The sequence below is a fragment of the Pseudomonas sp. LPH60 genome (assembly GCF_030718165.1).
Taxonomy (GTDB): domain Bacteria; phylum Pseudomonadota; class Gammaproteobacteria; order Pseudomonadales; family Pseudomonadaceae; genus Aquipseudomonas; species Aquipseudomonas danubii.
The window spans coordinates 538513-558283 of record NZ_JAVAJH010000004.1 but is presented as its reverse complement, the minus strand read 5'-3'; the positions used below and the strand labels follow the sequence as shown (position 1 = coordinate 558283).

The 19771-nt window shown below is 62.9% G+C and carries 21 protein-coding genes; 16 read left to right on the top strand and 5 right to left on the bottom strand.

Annotation, left to right across the window (positions count from 1 at the left end):
• Positions 1-209: 209 nt before the first annotated feature.
• The 8 genes from Q8O96_RS17370 to Q8O96_RS17335 all read left to right on the top strand — a co-directional run bounded on the left by Q8O96_RS17370 (position 210) and on the right by Q8O96_RS17335 (position 9136).
• Positions 210-2495, top strand: a complete 2286-nt coding sequence (locus Q8O96_RS17370; RefSeq protein WP_102862318.1) for an ABC transporter permease subunit — start codon at positions 210-212, stop codon at positions 2493-2495.
• Positions 2496-2510: 15 nt separating this feature from the next.
• Positions 2511-4181, top strand: a complete 1671-nt coding sequence (gene pstA / locus Q8O96_RS17365; RefSeq protein WP_102862317.1) for a phosphate ABC transporter permease PstA — start codon at positions 2511-2513, stop codon at positions 4179-4181.
• 90 nt (positions 4182-4271) lie between these two features.
• On the top strand, positions 4272-5105 hold the full coding sequence (gene pstB / locus Q8O96_RS17360) for a phosphate ABC transporter ATP-binding protein PstB (RefSeq protein ID WP_102862316.1): 834 nt from the start codon (positions 4272-4274) through the stop codon (positions 5103-5105).
• Between the two features lie 113 nt (positions 5106-5218).
• Entirely contained in the window at positions 5219-5980 is a 762-nt protein-coding gene (gene phoU / locus Q8O96_RS17355; protein WP_025130765.1) for a phosphate signaling complex protein PhoU, read from the top strand.
• Positions 5981-6146: 166 nt separating this feature from the next.
• Entirely contained in the window at positions 6147-7100 is a 954-nt protein-coding gene (locus Q8O96_RS17350) for a response regulator (protein ID WP_102862315.1), read from the top strand.
• Between the two features lie 435 nt (positions 7101-7535).
• Positions 7536-7871 (top strand): type II toxin-antitoxin system RelE/ParE family toxin, encoded by a 336-nt coding sequence (locus Q8O96_RS17345; protein WP_305949140.1) that lies wholly within the window; start codon positions 7536-7538, stop codon positions 7869-7871.
• Positions 7864-8178 carry a helix-turn-helix domain-containing protein gene (locus tag Q8O96_RS17340; RefSeq protein ID WP_102862313.1) on the top strand — a complete coding sequence of 105 codons (315 nt, stop codon included), beginning with the start codon at positions 7864-7866 and terminating at the stop codon, positions 8176-8178. Before Q8O96_RS17345 ends, Q8O96_RS17340 begins: the two co-directional genes overlap by 8 nt.
• Positions 8179-8239: 61 nt before the next feature.
• Positions 8240-9136, top strand: a complete 897-nt coding sequence (locus Q8O96_RS17335; protein WP_250329723.1) for a peptidoglycan DD-metalloendopeptidase family protein — start codon at positions 8240-8242, stop codon at positions 9134-9136.
• A gap of 48 nt (positions 9137-9184) precedes the next feature.
• Here the strand turns inward: Q8O96_RS17335 and Q8O96_RS17330 are convergent, their stop codons facing one another.
• The 3 genes from Q8O96_RS17330 to phoB form a co-directional block, all read right to left on the bottom strand.
• Positions 9185-10525, bottom strand: a complete 1341-nt coding sequence (locus tag Q8O96_RS17330; RefSeq protein ID WP_102862311.1) for a hemolysin family protein — start codon at positions 10523-10525, stop codon at positions 9185-9187.
• Between the two features lie 117 nt (positions 10526-10642).
• Entirely contained in the window at positions 10643-11971 is a 1329-nt protein-coding gene (phoR, locus tag Q8O96_RS17325; RefSeq protein WP_102862310.1) for a phosphate regulon sensor histidine kinase PhoR, read from the bottom strand.
• 91 nt (positions 11972-12062) lie between these two features.
• Positions 12063-12752, bottom strand: a complete 690-nt coding sequence (phoB, locus tag Q8O96_RS17320; protein WP_003177195.1) for a phosphate regulon transcriptional regulator PhoB — start codon at positions 12750-12752, stop codon at positions 12063-12065.
• A 151-nt stretch (positions 12753-12903) separates the two neighbouring features.
• On the opposite strand from phoB, the gene Q8O96_RS17315 reads away from it, so the two are divergent.
• Positions 12904-13287 (top strand): hypothetical protein, encoded by a 384-nt coding sequence (locus tag Q8O96_RS17315; RefSeq protein ID WP_102862309.1) that lies wholly within the window; start codon positions 12904-12906, stop codon positions 13285-13287.
• 107 nt (positions 13288-13394) lie between these two features.
• Here the strand turns inward: Q8O96_RS17315 and ubiA are convergent, their stop codons facing one another.
• Positions 13395-14285 (bottom strand): 4-hydroxybenzoate octaprenyltransferase, encoded by an 891-nt coding sequence (ubiA, locus tag Q8O96_RS17310; protein ID WP_102862308.1) that lies wholly within the window; start codon positions 14283-14285, stop codon positions 13395-13397.
• Positions 14285-14848, bottom strand: a complete 564-nt coding sequence (locus Q8O96_RS17305) for a chorismate lyase (RefSeq protein ID WP_102862307.1) — start codon at positions 14846-14848, stop codon at positions 14285-14287. The genes ubiA and Q8O96_RS17305 overlap by 1 nt, the downstream gene beginning before the upstream one ends.
• Positions 14849-15050: 202 nt before the next feature.
• Here Q8O96_RS17305 and Q8O96_RS17300 point away from each other — a divergent pair, with 202 nt between their 5' ends.
• The 7 genes from Q8O96_RS17300 to Q8O96_RS17270 all read left to right on the top strand — a co-directional run bounded on the left by Q8O96_RS17300 (position 15051) and on the right by Q8O96_RS17270 (position 19770).
• Positions 15051-15218, top strand: a complete 168-nt coding sequence (locus tag Q8O96_RS17300) for a rubredoxin (protein ID WP_025130776.1) — start codon at positions 15051-15053, stop codon at positions 15216-15218.
• 42 nt (positions 15219-15260) lie between these two features.
• Complete coding sequence (locus tag Q8O96_RS17295) at positions 15261-16409, top strand: NAD(P)/FAD-dependent oxidoreductase (protein WP_102862306.1); 1149 nt, start codon at positions 15261-15263, stop codon at positions 16407-16409.
• A 189-nt stretch (positions 16410-16598) separates the two neighbouring features.
• Positions 16599-16874, top strand: coding sequence for an HU family DNA-binding protein (locus Q8O96_RS17290; protein WP_102862305.1), 276 nt, complete (start codon positions 16599-16601; stop codon positions 16872-16874).
• Positions 16875-17040: 166 nt separating this feature from the next.
• Positions 17041-17565 carry a hypothetical protein gene (locus Q8O96_RS17285; protein ID WP_102862304.1) on the top strand — a complete coding sequence of 175 codons (525 nt, stop codon included), beginning with the start codon at positions 17041-17043 and terminating at the stop codon, positions 17563-17565.
• The gene (locus Q8O96_RS17280) at positions 17553-17924 is read left to right on the top strand and encodes a hypothetical protein (protein ID WP_102862303.1); all 372 of its coding nucleotides are present in this window, start codon (positions 17553-17555) and stop codon (positions 17922-17924) included. Before Q8O96_RS17285 ends, Q8O96_RS17280 begins: the two co-directional genes overlap by 13 nt.
• Positions 17925-18053: 129 nt before the next feature.
• Positions 18054-18488, top strand: coding sequence for a DcrB-related protein (locus Q8O96_RS17275; protein WP_102862302.1), 435 nt, complete (start codon positions 18054-18056; stop codon positions 18486-18488).
• A gap of 22 nt (positions 18489-18510) precedes the next feature.
• A complete protein-coding gene (locus Q8O96_RS17270; protein WP_102862301.1) occupies positions 18511-19770 on the top strand; it encodes a PAAR domain-containing protein in 1260 nt (419 codons plus the stop codon).
• Position 19771 lies beyond the last annotated feature (1 nt).

Sequence of the window (19771 nt, the reverse complement as noted above, 5' to 3'; positions counted from 1 at the left end):
GTCCGGGCTCCCCGGACCTTCTCGTTTTCGTAGGAGCGGGCCGGGCGGCGCAAGCGCCCGCAAGGGCGACCCAGGCTCAAGGCCGGCTCGTCGGCCAGCCGGCTCCTGCAACCTCATTTTTCAACCCGCTGCCGGCTTTGCCACGTGGCGGATTTGCTGCGTCACTGCATTGTCATCTTTCTGTCATACAGGATCGCTAGGGTGTGCGCATGAATGATCTGGCCAATTCCCCCATGACTACGACTTCTCCCCCCAAGCGCATTGACTTCAATACGCCTGAACTGCAACGCAAGCGTCGCATTCGCGCGCTCAAAGACCGCCTGACCCGCTGGTACGTCCTTGTTGGCGGACTGGCGGTACTGGGTGCGATCACCCTGATCTTTTTCTTCCTCGCCTATGTCGTGGTGCCGCTGTTCCAGGGCGCCGACCTGACCGTCAAGGACCCGCTGACCCCGGCCTGGATGCAGGACGCCGGCAAGCCGCTGATGTTCTCCCTGGAAGAGCAGAACCAGGTCGGCATGCGTGTCTCCGACAAGGGCCAGGCGCTGTTCTTCGACATCGACAGCGGTGCCGAGCTGCGCAAGGTCGACCTGCCGATCCCGGCCGGCGCCAACGTGGTGTCCATCGGCAAGGACCAGCCCGGCAATCCGCTGGTGGTGGTCGGTCTGTCCAACGGTCAGGCCCTGGTGTTCCGCCACACCTACAAGGTCAGCTACCCGGACGGCAAGAAGACCATCTCACCGGCCATCGAGTACCCCTACGGCGACAGCCCGATCACCCTGAACGAGCAGGGCGGTGCCCTGGAGCACGTCAACCTCAACGCCACTGATTCGTCGCTGATCATCGCCGGTTCCACCGGTGCGCAACTGCATGTGCTGAAGCTGACCCGCGAAGAAAACATGATGACTGGCGAGGTCACCAGCGAGCAGAGCCGCATCGAACTGCCGCAGATGACCGAGGCGGTGAAGGCCATGTACATCGATCCGCGCCAGCAGTGGCTGTATGTGATCAATGGCCGGGCCCAGGCCGACGTGTTCAGCCTGCGGGACAAGAGCCTCAACGGTCGCTACAAACTGCTGGAAGACGCTGACACCGAAGTTACCGCCAGCACCCAGCTGGTGGGCGGCATCTCGCTGATCATCGGCACCTCCAAGGGTGGCCTGGCCCAGTGGTTCATGGCCCGCGACCCGGATGGCGAACTGCGCCTGAAGCAGATCCGCACCTTCCAGATGGGCACCGCGCCTATCGTTGAAATCACTGCCGAAGAGCGTCGCAAGGGCTTCGTTGCCCTGGACGCCGCCGGCAAGCTCGGGGTGTTCCACAGCACCGCCCACCGCACCCTGCTGGTGGATCAGGTGGTGGATGGCCAGGGCCTGTTCGGCCTGTCGCCACGGGCCAACCGGGTGATCGTCGAGGCCGGTGGCAAGCTGCAGCCGCTGCTGCTGGACAACCCGCACCCGGAAGTGTCCTGGAGCGCGCTGTGGAGCAAGGTCTGGTACGAGAACTACGACGAGCCTAAATACGTCTGGCAATCCACCGCGGCCAACACCGACTTCGAACCCAAGCTGAGCCTCTCGCCCCTGACCTTCGGCACTCTGAAGGCGGCGTTCTACGCCATGCTGCTGGCGGCACCATTGGCCGTGGCGGCAGCGATCTATACCGCCTACTTCATGGCCCCGGGCATGCGCCGCAAGGTCAAGCCGGTGATCGAGCTGATGGAAGCGATGCCGACGGTGATCCTCGGCTTCTTCGCCGGCCTGTTCCTGGCGCCCTATGTCGAAGGTCATCTACCGGGCATCTTCAGCCTCTTGATGTTGCTGCCAATCGGCATTCTGGTGGCCGGTTTCATCTTCAGCCGCCTACCGGAGTCGATCCGCCTGAAAGTGCCGGATGGTTGGGAAAGTGCGCTGCTGATCCCGGTGATCCTGTTCGTGGGCTGGTTGTCGCTGTACATGAGCCCCTTCATGGAAAACTGGTTCTTCGGCGGCGACATGCGCATGTGGATTTCCCACGACCTGGGGATCACCTACGACCAGCGCAACGCCCTGGTGGTCGGCCTGGCCATGGGTTTTGCGGTGATTCCGAACATCTACTCGATCGCCGAAGACGCCGTGTTCAGCGTGCCTCGCGGCCTGACCCTGGGCTCTCTGGCCCTGGGTGCCACGCCGTGGCAGACCATGACCCGGGTGGTGATCCTCACCGCCAGCCCGGGGATCTTCTCGGCACTGATGATCGGCATGGGCCGCGCCGTGGGCGAGACCATGATCGTGCTGATGGCCACCGGCAACACCCCGATCATGGAAATGAACCTGTTCGAAGGCCTGCGCACCCTGGCCGCCAACGTCGCGGTGGAAATGCCCGAATCTGAAGTCGGCGGCAGCCACTACCGCGTGCTGTTCCTCTCGGCGCTGGTGCTGCTGTTGTTCACCTTCGTCATGAACACCCTCGCAGAACTGATTCGTCAGCGTCTGCGCAAGAAATACTCGTCGCTTTAAGAAAGGTAGAAGTCTGTGAAACAGAACTCCCTAAAAGACTGGTTCAAGAGCGGCGCCCCGGGCGTCTGGATCAGCGGTGGCGCGGTGTCCATCGCGGTCATCATGACCATCGGCCTGCTGGCGGTGATCGCCGTGCGCGGCCTCGGCCACTTCTGGCCGGCCGACCTGGTGCACGCCAGCTATGACGTGCCGGGCCAGGCCAACCACCTGGTCATCGGTGAAGTGGTGCAGAAGGAAGAAGTGCCCCGGGCGCGCCTGAAGAGTGCCGGTTTGCCGGTGCCCGACCAGGGCCCGGAGTTCATGACCCGGGAGCTGATCAAGGTCGGCAACCGTGACCTGAACGGCAACGACTTCACCTGGATCGTCGGTGAGTGGCTGACCAACCAGAGCTACCCCAAGGAGCTGATGGCCATCGAGCGCCGTGAGTGGGGCAACTTCTACGGCTACCTGGTCAACGTCAAGGAAAGCGGCAAGGTGGTCGCCGAAGGCGAGGCCGCCTGGCCTGAGCTGCAAGCACGGATCAACCGCGTGAACCAACTGGCGGCTCAGCTCAAGAGCCTGGAGAAGTCCGACATCGGCGCGATCAACGCCGGTCTGGAGCGCCTCCGCCTGCACGGTCGCAAGCTGGAGCTGGAGGGCCGGATGAGCCCCGCCGCTCAAGCCGACATGGACGCCGAGCGGGCCGAACTCAATGCCCGTTACCAGGACATCGAAGCCCGGCTCAATGACCTGCACGCCCAGTTCAATCGCGACAGCCTGACCGCCCGCGATGCCAACGGCAAAGAGCTGGAGATCAGCCTGGGCAAGGTGGTGCACGCCTACCAGCCGAATGCCATGGGCACCTTCACCAAGATCGGTTTCTACTTCAGCAAGATCTGGGAATTCCTCAGCGACGACCCCCGTGAAGCCAACACCGAAGGCGGGATCTTCCCGGCGATTTTCGGCACCGTGATGATGACCCTGATCATGGCCATGATCGTCACCCCGTTCGGCGTACTGGCGGCGGTCTACCTGCGTGAATATGCCAAGCAGAACACCCTGACCCGGGTGATCCGCATCGCGGTGAACAACCTGGCAGGGGTTCCGGCCATCGTCTACGGCGTATTCGGCCTGGGCTTCTTCGTCTACGTGCTGGGCGGTTCCGTGGACCGGCTGTTCTTCCCCGAAGCTTTGCCGGCGCCGACCTTCGGCACCCCGGGCCTGCTCTGGGCCTCCCTGACCCTGGCGCTGCTGGCAGTGCCGGTGGTGATCGTGGCCACCGAGGAAGGCCTGGCGCGGATTCCCCGCACCGTGCGTGAAGGTTCCCTGGCCCTGGGCGCGACCAAGGCCGAGACCTTGTGGAAGATCGTCCTGCCGATGGCCAGCCCGGCGATGATGACCGGCATGATCCTCGCGGTGGCCCGTGCCGCCGGTGAAGTGGCGCCGCTGATGCTGGTGGGTGTGGTGAAACTGGCGCCGTCGCTGCCAGTGGACGGCAACTACCCGTACCTGCACCTGGACCAGAAGATCATGCACCTGGGCTTCCACATCTATGACGTCGGCTTCCAGAGCCCCAACGTCGAGGCGGCGCGGCCGCTGGTGTACGCCACCGCGCTGCTGCTGGTGCTGGTGATCGCCGTGCTCAACCTGTCGGCCGTATGGATTCGCAACCACCTGCGCGAGAAGTACAAGGCGCTGGACAGCTAATCGGCTGGTTTCTACAGAACAGAATGATGTCACCGCAGGCCAGACGCCTGCGGTTCACGACAAACGAATTGGTAGCACAGGGAGCATCCCATGCAACACGAAGCACATACTCACGGCATCAACATGTCCGCCCTGGGCCGCGACAAGCAGAGCCTGAGCCTGGAACAAGAGACCGTGGCCATCGAAGTGCCCGGCCTGAGCCTGTTCTACGGCGAGAAACAGGCACTGTTCGATGTCAGCATGAACATCCCCAAGCAGCGTGTGACCGCTTTCATCGGCCCGTCCGGTTGCGGCAAGTCGACCTTGCTGCGGACCTTCAACCGCATGAACGACCTGGTGGACGGCTGCCGTGTAGAGGGTGCGATCAACCTTTACGGCAACAACATCTACCGCAAGGGCGAAGACGTGGCCGAGCTGCGTCGTCGGGTCGGCATGGTGTTCCAGAAGCCCAACCCGTTCCCCAAGACCATCTACGAAAACGTGGTCTACGGCCTGCGTATCCAGGGCATCAACAAAAAGCGTGTGCTCGACGAAGCCGTAGAGTGGGCGCTCAAGGGCGCGGCGCTGTGGGATGAGGTCAAGGACCGCCTGCACGAATCGGCCCTGGGCCTGTCCGGCGGCCAGCAACAGCGTCTGGTGATTGCCCGGACCATCGCCGTGGAACCTGAAGTGTTGCTGCTGGACGAACCCTGCTCGGCCCTGGACCCGATCTCGACCCTGAAGGTCGAAGAACTGATCTACGAGCTCAAATCCAAGTTCACCATCGTCATCGTGACCCACAACATGCAGCAGGCGGCGCGGGTTTCCGACTACACCGCGTTCATGTACATGGGCAAACTGGTGGAATTCGGCGATACCGATACGCTGTTCACCAATCCGGCGAAGAAGCAGACCGAAGACTACATCACCGGGCGTTACGGCTAGAAAGCAGCTGCAAGCCGCACGCTTCAAGCGGCAAGTAACAGCAGTTCAACGCGACGAAACCTATCAACTGGCAGCTTGTAGCTTGCGGCTTACAGCTTTTGTGGAGCAGAACCATGATTTCGAAGGAAGGCCTCACCCACCACATCTCCGCGCAGTTCAATGCCGAGCTGGAAGAGGTGCGCAGCCACCTGCTGGCCATGGGCGGGCTGGTGGAGAAGCAAGTCAATGACGCGGTCACCGCGCTGATCGAAGCCGACTCCGGGTTGGCCCAGCAGGTGCGCGAGATTGACGATCAGATCAATCAGATGGAGCGCAATATCGACGAGGAATGCCTGCGCATCCTCGCCCGTCGCCAGCCGGCGGCTTCCGACCTGCGCCTGATCATCAGCATCTCCAAGTCGGTGATCGACCTGGAGCGCATCGGCGACGAAGCCACCAAGATCGCCCGTCGGGCCATCCAGTTGTGCGAAGAGGGCGAAGCTCCTCGTGGCTACGTGGAGGTGCGGCACATCGGCGACCAGGTGCGCAACATGGTGCGCGATGCCCTGGACGCTTTTGCCCGCTTCGATGCCGACCTGGCACTTTCCGTGGCTCAGTACGACAAGATCATCGACCGTGAATACAAGACCGCACTGCGCGAGCTGGCCACCTACATGATGGAAGACCCGCGCTCTATCTCGCGGGTTCTGAGCATTATCTGGGTGCTGCGTTCGCTGGAGCGGATCGGCGATCACGCGCGCAACATTTCCGAGCTGGTGATTTATCTGGTGCGTGGCACCGACGTGCGCCATTTGGGGCTCAAGCGCATGAAGGAAGAAGTTGAAGGCACAAGTGGCGAATCCGCTAATGTTCCGGATCAAGCTGACGATAAGTAAGAGTGCCCGAGAAGAGCGCCCGGCCCTTTGGCCGGGCGTTTTTGTTTGTGCTCCTCGAATTTGAAAAGCAGCACCCGCGAACGAAAAGTCCCGGCGTGACTGAAGAGTTTTGGCAAAGTGCCATCAGCCAGCGTTATGCTTGCCGGGATTTTTAAAGGGGTGGTCGATGAGTAAGGTAAGTGTGTTGGTGGTGGATGACGCTTCGTTCATTCGTGACCTGGTGAAGAAGTGCCTGCGCAACTACTTCCCTGGCATCAAGATCGAAGACGCGATCAACGGCAAGAAGGCCCAGGCGATGCTCGCCCGCGAAGCCTTCGACCTGGTCCTGTGCGATTGGGAAATGCCGGAAATGTCCGGCCTTGAGCTGCTGACCTGGTGTCGTGAGCAAGAGGCGCTGAAAACCATGCCGTTCGTCATGGTCACCAGCCGTGGCGACAAGGAAAACGTGGTGCAGGCGATCCAGGCCGGGGTTTCCGGCTATGTGAGCAAGCCTTTCACCAATGAACAGCTGCTGACCAAGGTCAAGCAGGCGCTGAACAAGGTCGGCAAGCTCGACACCTTGATGAACAGCGCGCCGACCAAGATGAACTCGGCCTTCGGCAATGACTCCCTGAGCGCCCTGACCGGCGGCAAGCCGGCGGTGGTGGGGGCGGCTTCGGCCCCGGTCAATCCGTTTGCCAAGCCGGCCGCCCCTGCGCCGGCCTCGGCAGCCGCAGCGCCGGCGCGTGGTTTGCTCAACAGCCCTCCGGTCAAGGCGCCGACGCCCGCAGCAGCGGCCAGTGGCGGTCGTGGCCAGGGCCAGCTGCGGTTGTCCAGCGGCAATCAGCCGTGCGTGATCAAGGCCCTGAGCATCAAGGAAGCGTTGCTGGTGGTGAAGCGTACCGACAGCCTGCCTCAAGTGCTGGAGAGCGCGGTGCTGGACCTGGAGCAGGGCGACAACGCTGAAGTGGCGCGGCTCAACGGCTACCTGCATGCGGTGGTGGCGTTGGAGCCCAAGCCGGACAGCGATTGGCTGCAACTGACCTTCCGTTTCGTCGACCAGGACGCGCAGAAGCTCGATTACATCTCGCGCCTGATCGCCCGCGGCACCGCGCAGAAGCATTTCGTTCCCGGCGCCTGATCCTCCCAGTCCGCTTTGTAGGAGCTGGCTTGCCAGCGAAAGCGTCCACAAGAGCAACACAAGGCTTGCGGGTCTCTTCGCCGGCAAGCCGGCTCCTACGAGGATCAAAGCTGCGGAAATCTGCGGAAAACACTTTTCCCGTTGCGGACTTTTGCCTTGCGCTGAGACGGCCTGCTGCACCATCCCGCTATCGAGCGAACCACTCGCAACATAGGCCGTAACCCTCAAGCCGCAAGGCTTTCGCCGTACCCCTCGATACTTTCTGCCGTACGTCCGATTGATCTTTTTGTCCTTGATTTATATCTGTTTGGATATAGATTGCGCGTAGCGCTAAGTGCCTTTCAGCGCTTGTGGCCATGCCTTGAAACAACCCGGCGCGGCCGGTCCTGGCCGTGTTGATTAGCCTTGTTCCTGGTCATTAACAGGAGAGGTTCGATGCCCAGGCACAAGGATGTGGTGTTTGTCGGGAGCGCGCTGCGAGATCTCCGGGCGTTCCCTGAAGATGCCCGTCGGGCCGCCGGTTTGCAGTTGGATCTGCTGCAGCAGGGTGAACAGCCCTACGATTGCAGGTCGGTGAAGACCATCGGTCCGAGCGTTTTCGAGATCAGGGTCAATGAGGATTCAGGGGCGTTTCGGGTGTTCTATGTGGTCAAGCGGCCGGCAACCATCTATGTGCTGCATGCGGTGCGCAAGACCATCCGCAAGACCGAAGCGCGGGAGATCGAACTGGCTCGCGCCAGATATCAGGAAGCAGGTTCACGCCATGACTGATTCACCGGTTACTCAGCGGTTCACCAGTGTCTGGGATGCCCTTGAGGCCACTCCCCAGGAAGCCGCCAACATGCGCCTGCGGGCCAAGCTGATGCTTGAGCTGGGCAAGACCGTACAAGCCTGGGGCCTCTCGCAGAAGGAGGCGGCCAAGCGCCTCAATATCTCCCAGCCACGTCTCAATGACGTACTCAGCGGCAAGATCAACAAGTTCTCCCTCGATGCCCTGGTCAACCTGTCGGAGGCCGCGCAACTGGGCGTGGATATCCATTTCGATGCGTCGGGCACGCACCCTCTGGCCCCGGCCTGATTCACACAAGCTCCATATCCGGCTGTTAGCGTGCCTGCATAACCTGCCAAGAGGCTGCCCAATGCTTGTGCGCCTGCTGCTGTTGTGCGGACTGTCCCTGCTGGCCACCTCGCTGGCGGCGATGACCGTCTACAAATCCGTCGACGCCGATGGCGTGGTGTCCTACAGCGACCGGCCTTCGCCGGGAGCCCAGGCGTTCGTGTTCCGCGATCGCATGGAGGAACACCTGGAGCGCCAGGTGCGCCTGGATATCCAGAAGCACAAGGACGGGGACGCGGTGTATGTGCGCAACGACCTCTACGCGCCGGTGGAGATCGAGTTGGGCTTTGCCGGTTTGCACAACGTCAGTGGAGCGCCCGGAGGCCCGATCCGACAGGTACTGCCGGCCCGCAGCAGGCAGCGCCTGGCGCTGCTCACGGCGATTCGCGCCGATCAGCCCTTGAGCTATGTCCCCAGGTTCCGTTATTCCCTGGGGGACCCGGCAGGCGCCACCCAGGCCTATCGCTACCCGCTGCCCTGGCGCGGCGGGCCGTTTCGCCTGACCCAGGGCGCCAATGGCCCATACAGCCATTTCGGTCCCAGGAGCCGTTATGCCATGGACATCGCCATGCCCGTGGGCACGCCGATCATCGCCGCCAGGGGCGGGGTGGTGGTCAAGACCGAGAATGCGCAGAACGGGCGGGGCGACAACCCGGCGGGCAACTTCGTCCGGGTGCTGCACGACGACGGCACCATGGGCGTGTACCTGCACCTCAAGCAAGGTTCGGTGACTGTGCGCGAAGGGCAGCGGGTGGCGGTGGGCAGCCCGTTGGGGTTGTCGGGCAATACCGGCAACAGCAGCGGGCCGCACCTGCATTTTGTGGTGCAGCGCAATACCGGGCTGGGGCTGGTGTCGATTCCCTATCAGTTCAACCAGCCGCTGGGGGATCTGCCGAATTTTGCCTTGGGCAAGAAATGACCTGCTGCTGTAGGCGCCGGCGTGCCGGCGAACGGGCCAAAGGGCCCGTCAATCCAGCATCAACACCTTGGCCAGGATGATCTTCGGTCCCTTCATCTTCTTGATGATGATGCGCAGGCCTTCGACTTCCAGCACTTCTTCCTCTTCCGGCACCCGTTTCAGGGTTTCGTACACCAGGCCGGCGAGGGTTTCGGCTTCGATATGGTCCAGGTCGATGCCCAGCAGGCGCTCGACCTTGAACAGTGGCGTGTCACCGCGCACCAGCAGCTTGCCTGGCTGATAGGCGAGGATGCCGCGCTCGGTCTTGCGGTGTTCGTCCTGGATGTCGCCCACCAGTACTTCCAGCACGTCTTCCATGGTCAGGTAGCCAATCACCTTGCCGTCGGCTTCTTCCACCAGGGCGAAGTGCGAACCGCCCTTGCGGAACTGCTCCAGCAACTGTGACAGCGGCATGTGCCGCGACACGCGCTCCAGCGGGCGAGTCAGCTCGGCCAGGTTGAACGACTCGGGAATATGGTCCAGGGCCGCCAGTTCCAGCAGCAGGTCCTTGATGTGCAGCAGGCCGACGAACTCGTTGCGCTCGCTGTCGTAGACCGGATAGCGGCTGAACTTGTGGCGACGGAACAGGGCAAGGATTTCCTTGAGCGGCGCGTTGAATTCGACGCTGACCAGGTCCTCTCGGGAGTTGGCCCAGTCCACCACTTCCAGTTCGCCCATTTCCACGGCCGAGGCCAGTACGCGCATGCCCTGGTCGCTGGGGTCCTGGCCGCGGCTGGAGTGCAGGATCAGCTTGAGTTCTTCACGGCTGTAATGATGCTCGTGGTGCGGGCCGGGCTCGCCCTGGCCGGCAATGCGCAGGATGGTGTTGGCGCTGGCATTGAGCAGGTAGATGGCCGGGTACATCAGCCAGTAGAACAGGTACAGCGGTACCGCCGTCCACAGCGACAGCAGCTCGGGTTTGCGGATCGCCCAGGATTTGGGCGCCAGCTCGCCGACCACGATGTGCAGGTAGGAAATGATGAAGAACGCGGTGAAGAACGAAACGCCGCGGATCACTTCCGGGGAGTTCACGCCTACGGCACCCAACAGCGGCTCCAGCAGGTGGGCGAACGCCGGCTCACCGACCCAGCCCAGGCCCAGGGAGGCCAGGGTGATGCCCAGCTGGCAGGCCGACAGGTAGGCGTCCAGCTGGCTGTGCACGGTACGCAGGATCTGCCCGCGCCAGCCGTTCTTGTGGGCGATGGCTTCGACTCGAGTCGAGCGCAGCTTGACCATGGCGAACTCTGCGGCAACGAAAAAGCCGTTGAGCAGGACCAGGATCAGAGCAAAAAGAATCATGCCGAAGTCGGCGAACAGAGACGCGAGGGTGAAACCAGGGGAAGGGTCCATGATGGAGTTTTGCGGGTTCCGTGTATTCGAAGAAGAAGGAAAGGCGGTGCCTGAATGGCAGGCACAAGTGACGCAATGTAGCGGCTGACGGGGCGATTGCCTAGGGGCAAACCACGGTCAGCGCTGTTCGGTAAGGCTGCCAGCTGCGGCTTTTTTAACCTGGGCCGGGGCGAAATGGCAGGTAAAGGTACTGCCGTGGCCCAGTACGCTGCTGATTTCCAGGCGTGCGCGATGACGCAGCAGCACGTGCTTGACGATGGCCAGGCCCAGGCCCGTGCCGCCGGTATTGGAGTTGCGGCTCGAATCCACGCGGTAGAAGCGTTCGGTGAGGCGCGGCAGGTGCTTGCTGTCGATGCCGATCCCGGAGTCTTGCACGCTCAGGTGCGCGCCTTGGTCGTCGCCCCACCAGCGGATGCGGATATTGCCTTCGGCCGGGGTGTATTTCACCGCGTTGAACACCAGGTTGGAGAAGGCGCTGCGCAGTTCCGCCTCGCTGCCCTTGAGCTGTACCGAGGCGTCGGCTTCCAGGGTGATGCGCTGGTTGCGCTCCCCGGACAGAGCCTGGGCATCGCTCTTGATCGATTGCAGCAGCCCATCGATGGGCACCGGCTGGTTGTCCGAGGGATAGTCGGTGGCTTCCAGCTTGGCCAGCAATAGCAGGTCGTTGAGCAGGGTCTGCATGCGCCCGCCTTGCTGCTGCATCTGTTGCAGGGCACGGCTCCAGCGCGGATTCACTTCCTCGACGTTGTCCAGCAGGGTCTCCAGATAGCCGCAGATCACCGTCAACGGGGTACGCAGTTCGTGGGACACGTTGGCGATGAAGTCCTTGCGCATCTGTTCCAGCTGGTGGATGCGGGTCACGTCGCGCACCAGCATCAGGTGCTCATTGTTGCCGTAGCGGGTGATGTACAGCTGGATGCGCACCCGGTCGTTGGCCGGGGAGGGGATCTCCAGCGGTTCGGCGTAGTTGTCTTGCTCGAAGTATTCCTTGAAGCGCGGATGGCGCACCAGGTTGGTCACCGGCTGACCGCTGTCCTGGGGCGTCTTGAGGCCCAGCAGGGTTTCGGCGGCGCGGTTCCACCATTCCAGGTTGCCGTCGCTGTCGAGCATGATCACCGCGTCTTTCAGGGCCGCGGTGGACTCCTGGACCCGGTCGATCACCGCCTGCAGGCGCCCGCGCACCCGTTGGTCGCGGCGTTGCAGGTGATAGATGCTGTCGAACACCTCACCCCACAGGCCATAGCCGTCGGGCGGTGCTTCGTCGGGTTGATGCAGGCGCAGCCATTCGTGCAGGCGCAGCAGCTGCTTGAGGGTCCAGGCCAGGTAGAGCCCTAAGCCGGCGGCCAGGCTCCAGCCGTAGTAACCACTGATCAGGCCCACCAGCAGGCAGCCGGTGATCAACAGCAGCAGGTGGCGAATCAGGGTGCCATGCCAGTTTTGATTCACTTGAAACACGTCCGTGGGGGTGAAGCAGCTCCGAGCTGCAAGTGTTGAAGCGGTCACTCATCGGCGCGCCGCTTGTTGCTTGCCGCTGTTGTCAGGCCTTGGTGGAAAAACGATAGCCGGTGCCGCGCACGGTTTGTACCAGATTCTCGTAGGCGTCACCCAGGGCTTTGCGCAAGCGGCGGATGTGCACGTCTACGGTGCGTTCCTCGACATACACATTGCCGCCCCAGACCTGATCCAGCAGCTGGCCGCGGGTGTAGGCACGCTCCTGGTGGGTCATGAAGAATTGCAGCAGGCGGTATTCGGTGGGGCCCATTTCTGCCGGCTTGCCGTCGATGGTCACCCGGTGGCTGATGGGGTCCAGCAGCAGGCCGCCGACTTCGATCGGCGCTTCGCCATCGGTAGGGCCGGCGCGGCGCAGCACGGCCTTGAGGCGGGCCACCAGCTCACGGGGCGAAAACGGCTTGGTGATGTAGTCGTCGGCGCCGACCTCCAGGCCCTGGATCTTGTTGTCCTCTTCACCCTTGGCGGTGAGCATGATGATCGGGATGTCCCCGGTCAGCTCGTCGCGCTTGAGGCGTCGGGCCAGCTCGATGCCGGAGGTGCCGGGGAGCATCCAGTCCAGCAGGATCAGGTCCGGCTTGCGGTCGACGATAATGGCATGGGCCTGCTGAGAGTTCTCTGCCTCCATGCAGTCATAGCCGGCCATTTCCAACGCAACGGCGATCATTTCGCGAATCGGCGCTTCGTCGTCAACGATCAGAATGCTTCTGCCAACCATGCTGGAACCTCTTGTCATTTAACTGTCTTGCGCCGCATTAGATAACGGAATTATTGCAGTCGTGTGACAGTATTTCAGGTCGCGAGGCGCGGTGCAGCTTCGTCGACTACGCTTTGGGTCCGATTCCTGACAACCACAAAAGAAGGTTTCCATGACTCTGTTCAAGCAATCGTTGAAAGTCCTGCTGGTAGGCGCTGTCCTGGCCTTGCCGACATTTGCCCTGGCCGCCGACCCGGCGATGAGCAAGGACGGCGTGCTGGTCAATCTCCAGGGCATGACCCTCTACACCTTTGCCAAGGACACCGGTGGCAAGTCCATGTGCAACGACAAATGCGCCGCCAACTGGCCGCCGCTGATGGCCGAGGGCAGCGACAAGGACATGGGCAAGTGGACGGTGATCAAGCGTGACGACGGCAAGATGCAATGGGCTTATGACGGCAAGCCGCTGTACAGCTTCGTGATGGACAAGAAGGCCGGCGACATGACCGGTGACGGCAAGATGGACGGCGCCTGGAAGGTCGCCAAGTCCGACTGACCTTTTCGGGCCGTTCGCAGCCTGCGGCAGCGGCTACACCGATCTCTGTAGCCGCTGCTGAGCCATGGCGAAGCTGCGAAAAGGCCCGCAGGGCCTTGCTTGACGCTCTAGCGCAACGCGTAATCCAGGACCACGCCGATAAAGATCGCCATGCCGGCCCAGTGGTTGTGCAGGAAGGCCTTGAAGCATTTCATCCGATCGCGATCTCGGGTGTACCAGAACTCCCAGGCAAAACACGCCGCCGCCACCAGCAGCCCCAGGTGGAACCAGCCCCCCAGATGGAAGCGTGCGCCGGCCAGCAGCAGGCAGCCCAGGGACAAGCCCTGCAGGGTCAGGATGATCACCCGGTCGGCATCGCCGAACAGGATCGCCGTGGACTTGACCCCGATCTTCAGGTCGTCGTCGCGGTCGGTCATGGCGTAGTAGGTGTCGTAGCCCACGGTCCACAGCAGATTGGCGATGTACAGCAGCCACGCACTGGCTGGCAGTTCGCTGTTCTGCGCGGTGAAGGTCATCAGAATGCCCCAGGAATAGGCTGCGCCCAGGACCACCTGTGGGTAATAGGTGTAGCGCTTCATGAAGGGGTAGCAGGCCGCCAGGGCCAGGGCGCCGAACGACAGCCAGACCGTGGTGGCGTTGGTGCACAACACCAGCAGGAAGGCTGCGCCCATGAGGAGCGCGAACAGTGCCAGGGCTTCCTTGGCGCTGACCTTGCCGGTGGCCAGGGGCCGTTGGTCGGTGCGCTTGACCTGGCCGTCGACCTTGCGGTCGGCGAAGTCGTTGATGGCGCAGCCGCCGGCTCGGGTCAGGATCACGCCGAAGGTAAAAATCAGCACATGGCTCAGGGATGGCTGGCCCTCGGCGGCGATCCACAGGGCCACCAGGGTCGGCCACAGCAGCAGGTAGATGCCGATGGGCTTGTCCATGCGGGTCAGTTGCAGGAAGTCCCAGGCCCGTGGATGCAGGCGATTGAGGGATTTGAGCAGGCTCAGGTACATCAGCAGGCCTCCGGTTGGGCTTCGATGGCGCGCCACAGGCTGGGCAGGAAGACCTCGGCGACCAGCAGGCTCAAGGGGCCGCGATCGAAACGCGAACGCCGGCCCCAGAGCCCCTCGGTGGCCACTGCGGTGGGCAGCCAGGCTTGCGGATAGCGGCAGACTTCGATGGGCTGGCGGGTAAAGGCTTCATCGCAGAACAGCAGTTCCCCGAGGGAGCGGCTGCCCAGTTCGTCGATGTTCAAGCCGCCTTGCTGCAAGGCGCTGCGGGCGGCCACGCTGCGGGCGAACACCCAGGCTTCGCCGTGGCCCCGCAGGTACACCTCGCGAACCCAGCCTTCACTCTGTTCGGGCAGGCCCAGGGCCACGCACTCGTCGTTGCGCAGGGTTTGCCATTCCTCCACCAGCGGCGTGACGCTGAAGCCGTCGCGGGAGAGTCGGGTCAGGCGCCGGGTCAGCGACCCTTCATCGAACAGCCAGTTGGCAACGGCTGAGCCGGGGAAGGGGGACAGACGGCTTTGCACCAGCCAGGTCGGGGCCGGTGCGGGGGGCATTGAGTGCGGCACAGTGGGTCAGTATTGGCAGCAAATGAGGCGGCGAGCTTAGCATGGCAACCGCCGGTTTTGATTGATCCAGGACGCCTGGCAGCACGAACGTGCTTGCATCTGCCGGTAGTGATCAGTAAAAAACCCCAGTGCCGGACGCTGATCAGCGTGGCCTTTAGAGTCGATCCATCGACCGAGCCTGAACTCCCGAGGAAATGCATCAATGAAAAAGTGGCAATGTGTGGTCTGCGGCCTGATTTATAACGAAGCGGAAGGCTGGCCGGACGACGGTATTTTGCCGGGTACCCGTTGGGAAGATGTGCCTGAAGACTGGCTCTGCCCGGACTGCGGCGTGGGCAAGATGGATTTCGAAATGATCGAGATCGCCTGATCGAATTCTGTGGATTGAACGACCAATAACAAGGAGCAGGGAATGAGCGCACCGGTGGTGATCGTGGGAACAGGTCTGGCGGGTTACAACCTGGCCCGGGAATTTCGCAAGCTCGACGGCCAAACGCCGTTGTTGCTGATCACTGCCGATGACGGCCGTTCCTACTCCAAGCCGATGCTGTCGACCGGTTTTGGCAAGAACAAGGACGCCGACGGCCTGAGCATGGCCGAGCCCGGCGCCATGGCCGAGCAGCTCAAGGCCGAGGTTCGCACCCACACCCGCATCAGCGGTATCGACCCGGGCCACAAGCGTTTGTGGATTGGTGAGGAGGCGGTGGCCTACCGGGATCTGATCCTGGCCTGGGGCGCGGAAACCGTGCGGGTGCCGGTGCAGGGCGACGCATCCGAACTGATTTTTCCCATCAACGACCTGGAAGACTACGCACGCTTTCGCGCCGCGGCGGCGGGCAAGCGGCGGGTGCTGTTGCTGGGGGCCGGGCTGATCGGCTGCGAGTTTGCCAACGACCTGATCCTTGGCGGCTACAGCGTGGACCTGGTGGCCCCGTGCGAACAGGTGATGCCGACCCTGCTGCACCCGGCTGCCGCGGCGGCGGTCCAGGCCGGACTGGAAAGCTTGGGCGCGCGCTTCCACCTAGGACCGGTGCTCAACCGCCTGCAACGCTGCGCCGACGGCCTGGAAGCCCATCTGTCCGATGGCCAGGTGATCGCCTGCGATCTGGTGGTCTCGGCCATTGGCCTGCGCCCGCGCATTGATCTGGCCGCAGCTGCCGGGTTGGTGGTCAATCGCGGCGTGGTGGTGGACCGCGAGCTGAAAACCTCCCACGCCAATATCTATGCCCTGGGCGATTGCGCCGAGGTCGACGGCCTCAACCTGCTGTACGTGATGCCGTTGATGAGCTGCGCCCGGGCCCTGGCGCAAACCCTGGCCGGCAAGCCCACCGCAGTCAGCTACGGGCCGATGCCGATCACCGTGAAGACCCCGGTCTGCCCGCTGGTGGTGTCGCCACCGCCACGGGGCGCCGAAGGTGTCTGGACCGCTGAAGGGCAAGGGGCCGACATCAAGGTGCTGTGCCGTGACGCTAGCGGCCAGCTGCTGGGTTACGCCCTGACCGGGGCGGCGGTGATGGAGAAACTGGCCCTGAACAAGGAACTCCCGGCCCTGCTGGCTTAAATACCGGTCGTTCTGTCGGAATAACCGGGTTTTTGCACCTACAAAGGTCGTGGCAAGACTGGCGCCACTCTCAAGCGCGTGCCATCCTCACTCCCGTCTGCCGCAGCGTAGAGCCTGCGGCGCCTTGGGCGCTGTTCCCGTGAACAGCACGGACATAACAACAAAAAACCGTCAAAGAGGCTTCACACTATGCGTAAACCAGAACTCGCCGCAGCCATTGCTGAAAAAGCGGACCTGACCAAAGAGCAGGCCAATCGCGTGCTCAACGCCATCCTTGAAGAGATCACCGGGGCTCTGCACCGCAAAGACAGCGTCACCCTGGTTGGTTTTGGCACCTTCCTGCAACGCCACCGTGGCGCCCGCACCGGCAAGAACCCGCAAACCGGCGAGCCGGTGAAGATCAAGGCCAGCAACACCGTGGCATTCAAACCGGGCAAGGCGCTGAAAGACAGCGTCAACCCATAAGCATTGAGCGAGCTCCCGGCAGCGGGAGCTTGCAGGGGAAAATAGGCACGCCGAGCGCATCGGGTGCCTATTTTTTTTGCCCGCTGATTGCTTGCGGATCAGCTTGCGAAGCCGCGGTGGCGTGGCTAGGATGCGCGATTGTCCGACACGTGATCTAAGGCCAAGGATGACCCGTTCCACTGACAAACCCCCGGCACGGGTGGCCGCGTTGCGCTACCTGGGGCGCCCCGATATCGCCGCCATGCTACTGGGCTGCATCCTCTCCCTTGGCCTGTCATCGGCCTTTGCCGGCAGCGACTCGCGACTGGCCCAGATCGGCTATCGCGAGGCCCTCAACTGGTTCCACAGTCAGAAATACGACAGCGCCGGCGTCTGGCTCTGCGGCTATTCCCTGGCCCGCGAGGACTACAGCGTGGCGCCCAAGGCGCCGCGTTTGCTGGTGGAAGTGGATGAGCGCTTTCTCTACCTCAAGACCGGCGGGCAACTGGTGGAACTCACCGGCGCCGCCCAGGGCCCCGAGCGCAGCGAGTACCAGAATGCCGGCGCCCATATCCGCGTCACCCTGAACATCCTCAAGCGCAACAACTTCAGCGAGTACCAGGAATCCCACGACCGCCAGGTGCTGGCAAAGATCGAGATGAACGATCAGATCCAAACCCTGACCCTCAAGGGGCAATCATGCGGTACTTGAACCGGGTGGGCCTGAGCCTGCTGCTCAGCGCTTGCACCCTGCCGGCCCTGGCCGATGAGGCCAATCCGGGTCAAGGCTGCTACGGCTACCTCACCGAAATGGTCAGGAGCAGTGATTTTCCCTACCGCGACTTCACCACCCCAGAGCGGCTCAAGCTGCTGATCGACCGCGATGATGGCGATGAACTGAGCCTGCAGCTGTTCTACGAAACCTCCGGCAGCGGGATCATCGGCTGGGTTCGCTACGACGTGCCGCAGCAAGCGCTGTGGAATGTCAGCATCGATCCCGAAGAGCCCCAGGCCCTCAAGTTCGACCGGCGCTTTGCCCAGGCTTACGCCTCCTGTCTGAAAGCACGCTGAGCCTGATCCGGGTGCCTTTGCCGGGCTGGATCGGTTTGTTCAAAGTTGCCGACGGGTTCCTTGATTGTTGCCGGTCATTGCTTGAAAATCCGCCGCTGTCCGACCCCCTCAGCATGGAACGCGAACCTCTTGTCCTCTTACCGCATTCAAGAAGCCGACCTCGACATCCCTGACGCCTGGCAGGACCAGAGCATCAATATCTTCAAGCTGCCGGCTGTGGGCGGCGCCCAGGAAGCCAGCTTCGTCATCAGCCGCGACCCGAGCCAGGGCGACGCTTCATTCGCCGATTACGTGGCCCGGCAGTTGAGCGGTGCCGAGCAGCAACTGCCGGGCTTCACCCTGATCAAGCGCTGGGAGTTCGACATGCACGGCCACGCCTCGGTCCTGCTGGACTACAGCTGGAAACGCGAAGGTCGCGAGCTGATGCTGCGCCAGGTGTTCATCGAGCGTAAGCCGGCGGTGCTGATCACCACCCTGACCACCACGCCGCAAGACCTGGTGCACCACGAGCCGGCCTGGAAACAGGCCATGCAGAGCCTCAAGCCTCAGCCTTCGCGGGCCTGATCCCTTCGCTGAGTAGCGCACCATGGATATGTTGGCAGCAGCGCGCCTGGGGGATGAGATCGCCCACGGTTTTGGCGTGGCGGCGATGGTGGCGGGGGCCGTTGTCGGTGCCCTGATTGGCGCCGCGGTGGTGGCGGCGACCGTGGCCACCGGTGGCGTGGCGATCGCCATCATCGCCGGTTCGGTCGCGGCTGGTGGCCTGTCGATGTTCCAGATCGCCAAGGGCCTGAGCACGATCTTCAACCTGCCTGAACCCAGCACGGGGGTGCTGGTGGAGGGCAGCTTCAATGTCCGCATCAACCTGCGCAACGCCATGCGCGCGGGCCAGGATCATTCGTCCTCGTGCAGTGGCCTGCCGCTGAATCATCCGATCTGGCCGTTCCCGGTGCTGATCGCCGAGGGCAGCGCCAAGGTCACCATCAACGGCAAGCCCGCCGCGCGCCTGCAAAGCAAGATGGTTTGCGGCGCCCACATCAAGACCGGCAGTGAAAACACCTTCATTGGCGGGCCCACGGTGCAGGTGGCCTTCGTCCTGGATATCGAAGGCTGGATGCACACTGGGCTGGAGGCATTGGGGCTGTTGGCGGCCGGCGGGGCCCTGGTATTGGCGGCCTGCGCCGGAGCGGCGGCATTTTTCGGGGCCCTGGCCATTGGTGGGGTGATGTTCGCCGGGATGTCCCTGCTGGGTGACCTGGGCGATCGCCTGGGCCCCGGCTATCGTGACTTGCTGCAAGGCGTTGCCGGCATGGCCTTGCTGGGCCTGGGGCCGAAGATGGCCAAGGGCATCAAGCCGCCCCAGTTCAAGCCCGGCTTCAGCGAGGCGGATATCCTGGCGATTCCCAAGGGCTCGCGCCCGGACCCTTCGGAATACCTGACGCCCCAGTTTATGTCCAAGCACCTGGCGCAGTTCGACAAGGGCGCCTCGCGCCTGATGAGCAAGGGCAACCTGGACAAGTACGGCATCGGCCAGAAGGACGGCACCTCGTTTATCGCCCCCAGGCACGAAATCGACCAGTTGCTGGCCCGCACCAAGGGCAATCCCCGGGCGCTGGAAGACGCCCTGGGCCTGCCGAAGAACTTTTTCGAATCCGGTGGCGAGCTGGTGCGTGTCGACCTGCCGAAGCCCCGGGACATGAACCTGCGCATTCCCTCAGGCAACGAGGCCGGCGCCAACGAGAGCTGGATCCCCGGTGGTAAGCTGCCCGAGGGCACCAGCGAGGCAGTGATCGACGCCGGCGGCCTCAAGACCAGTGACCTGGACTGGAAAATCCTCACCTTCTAAG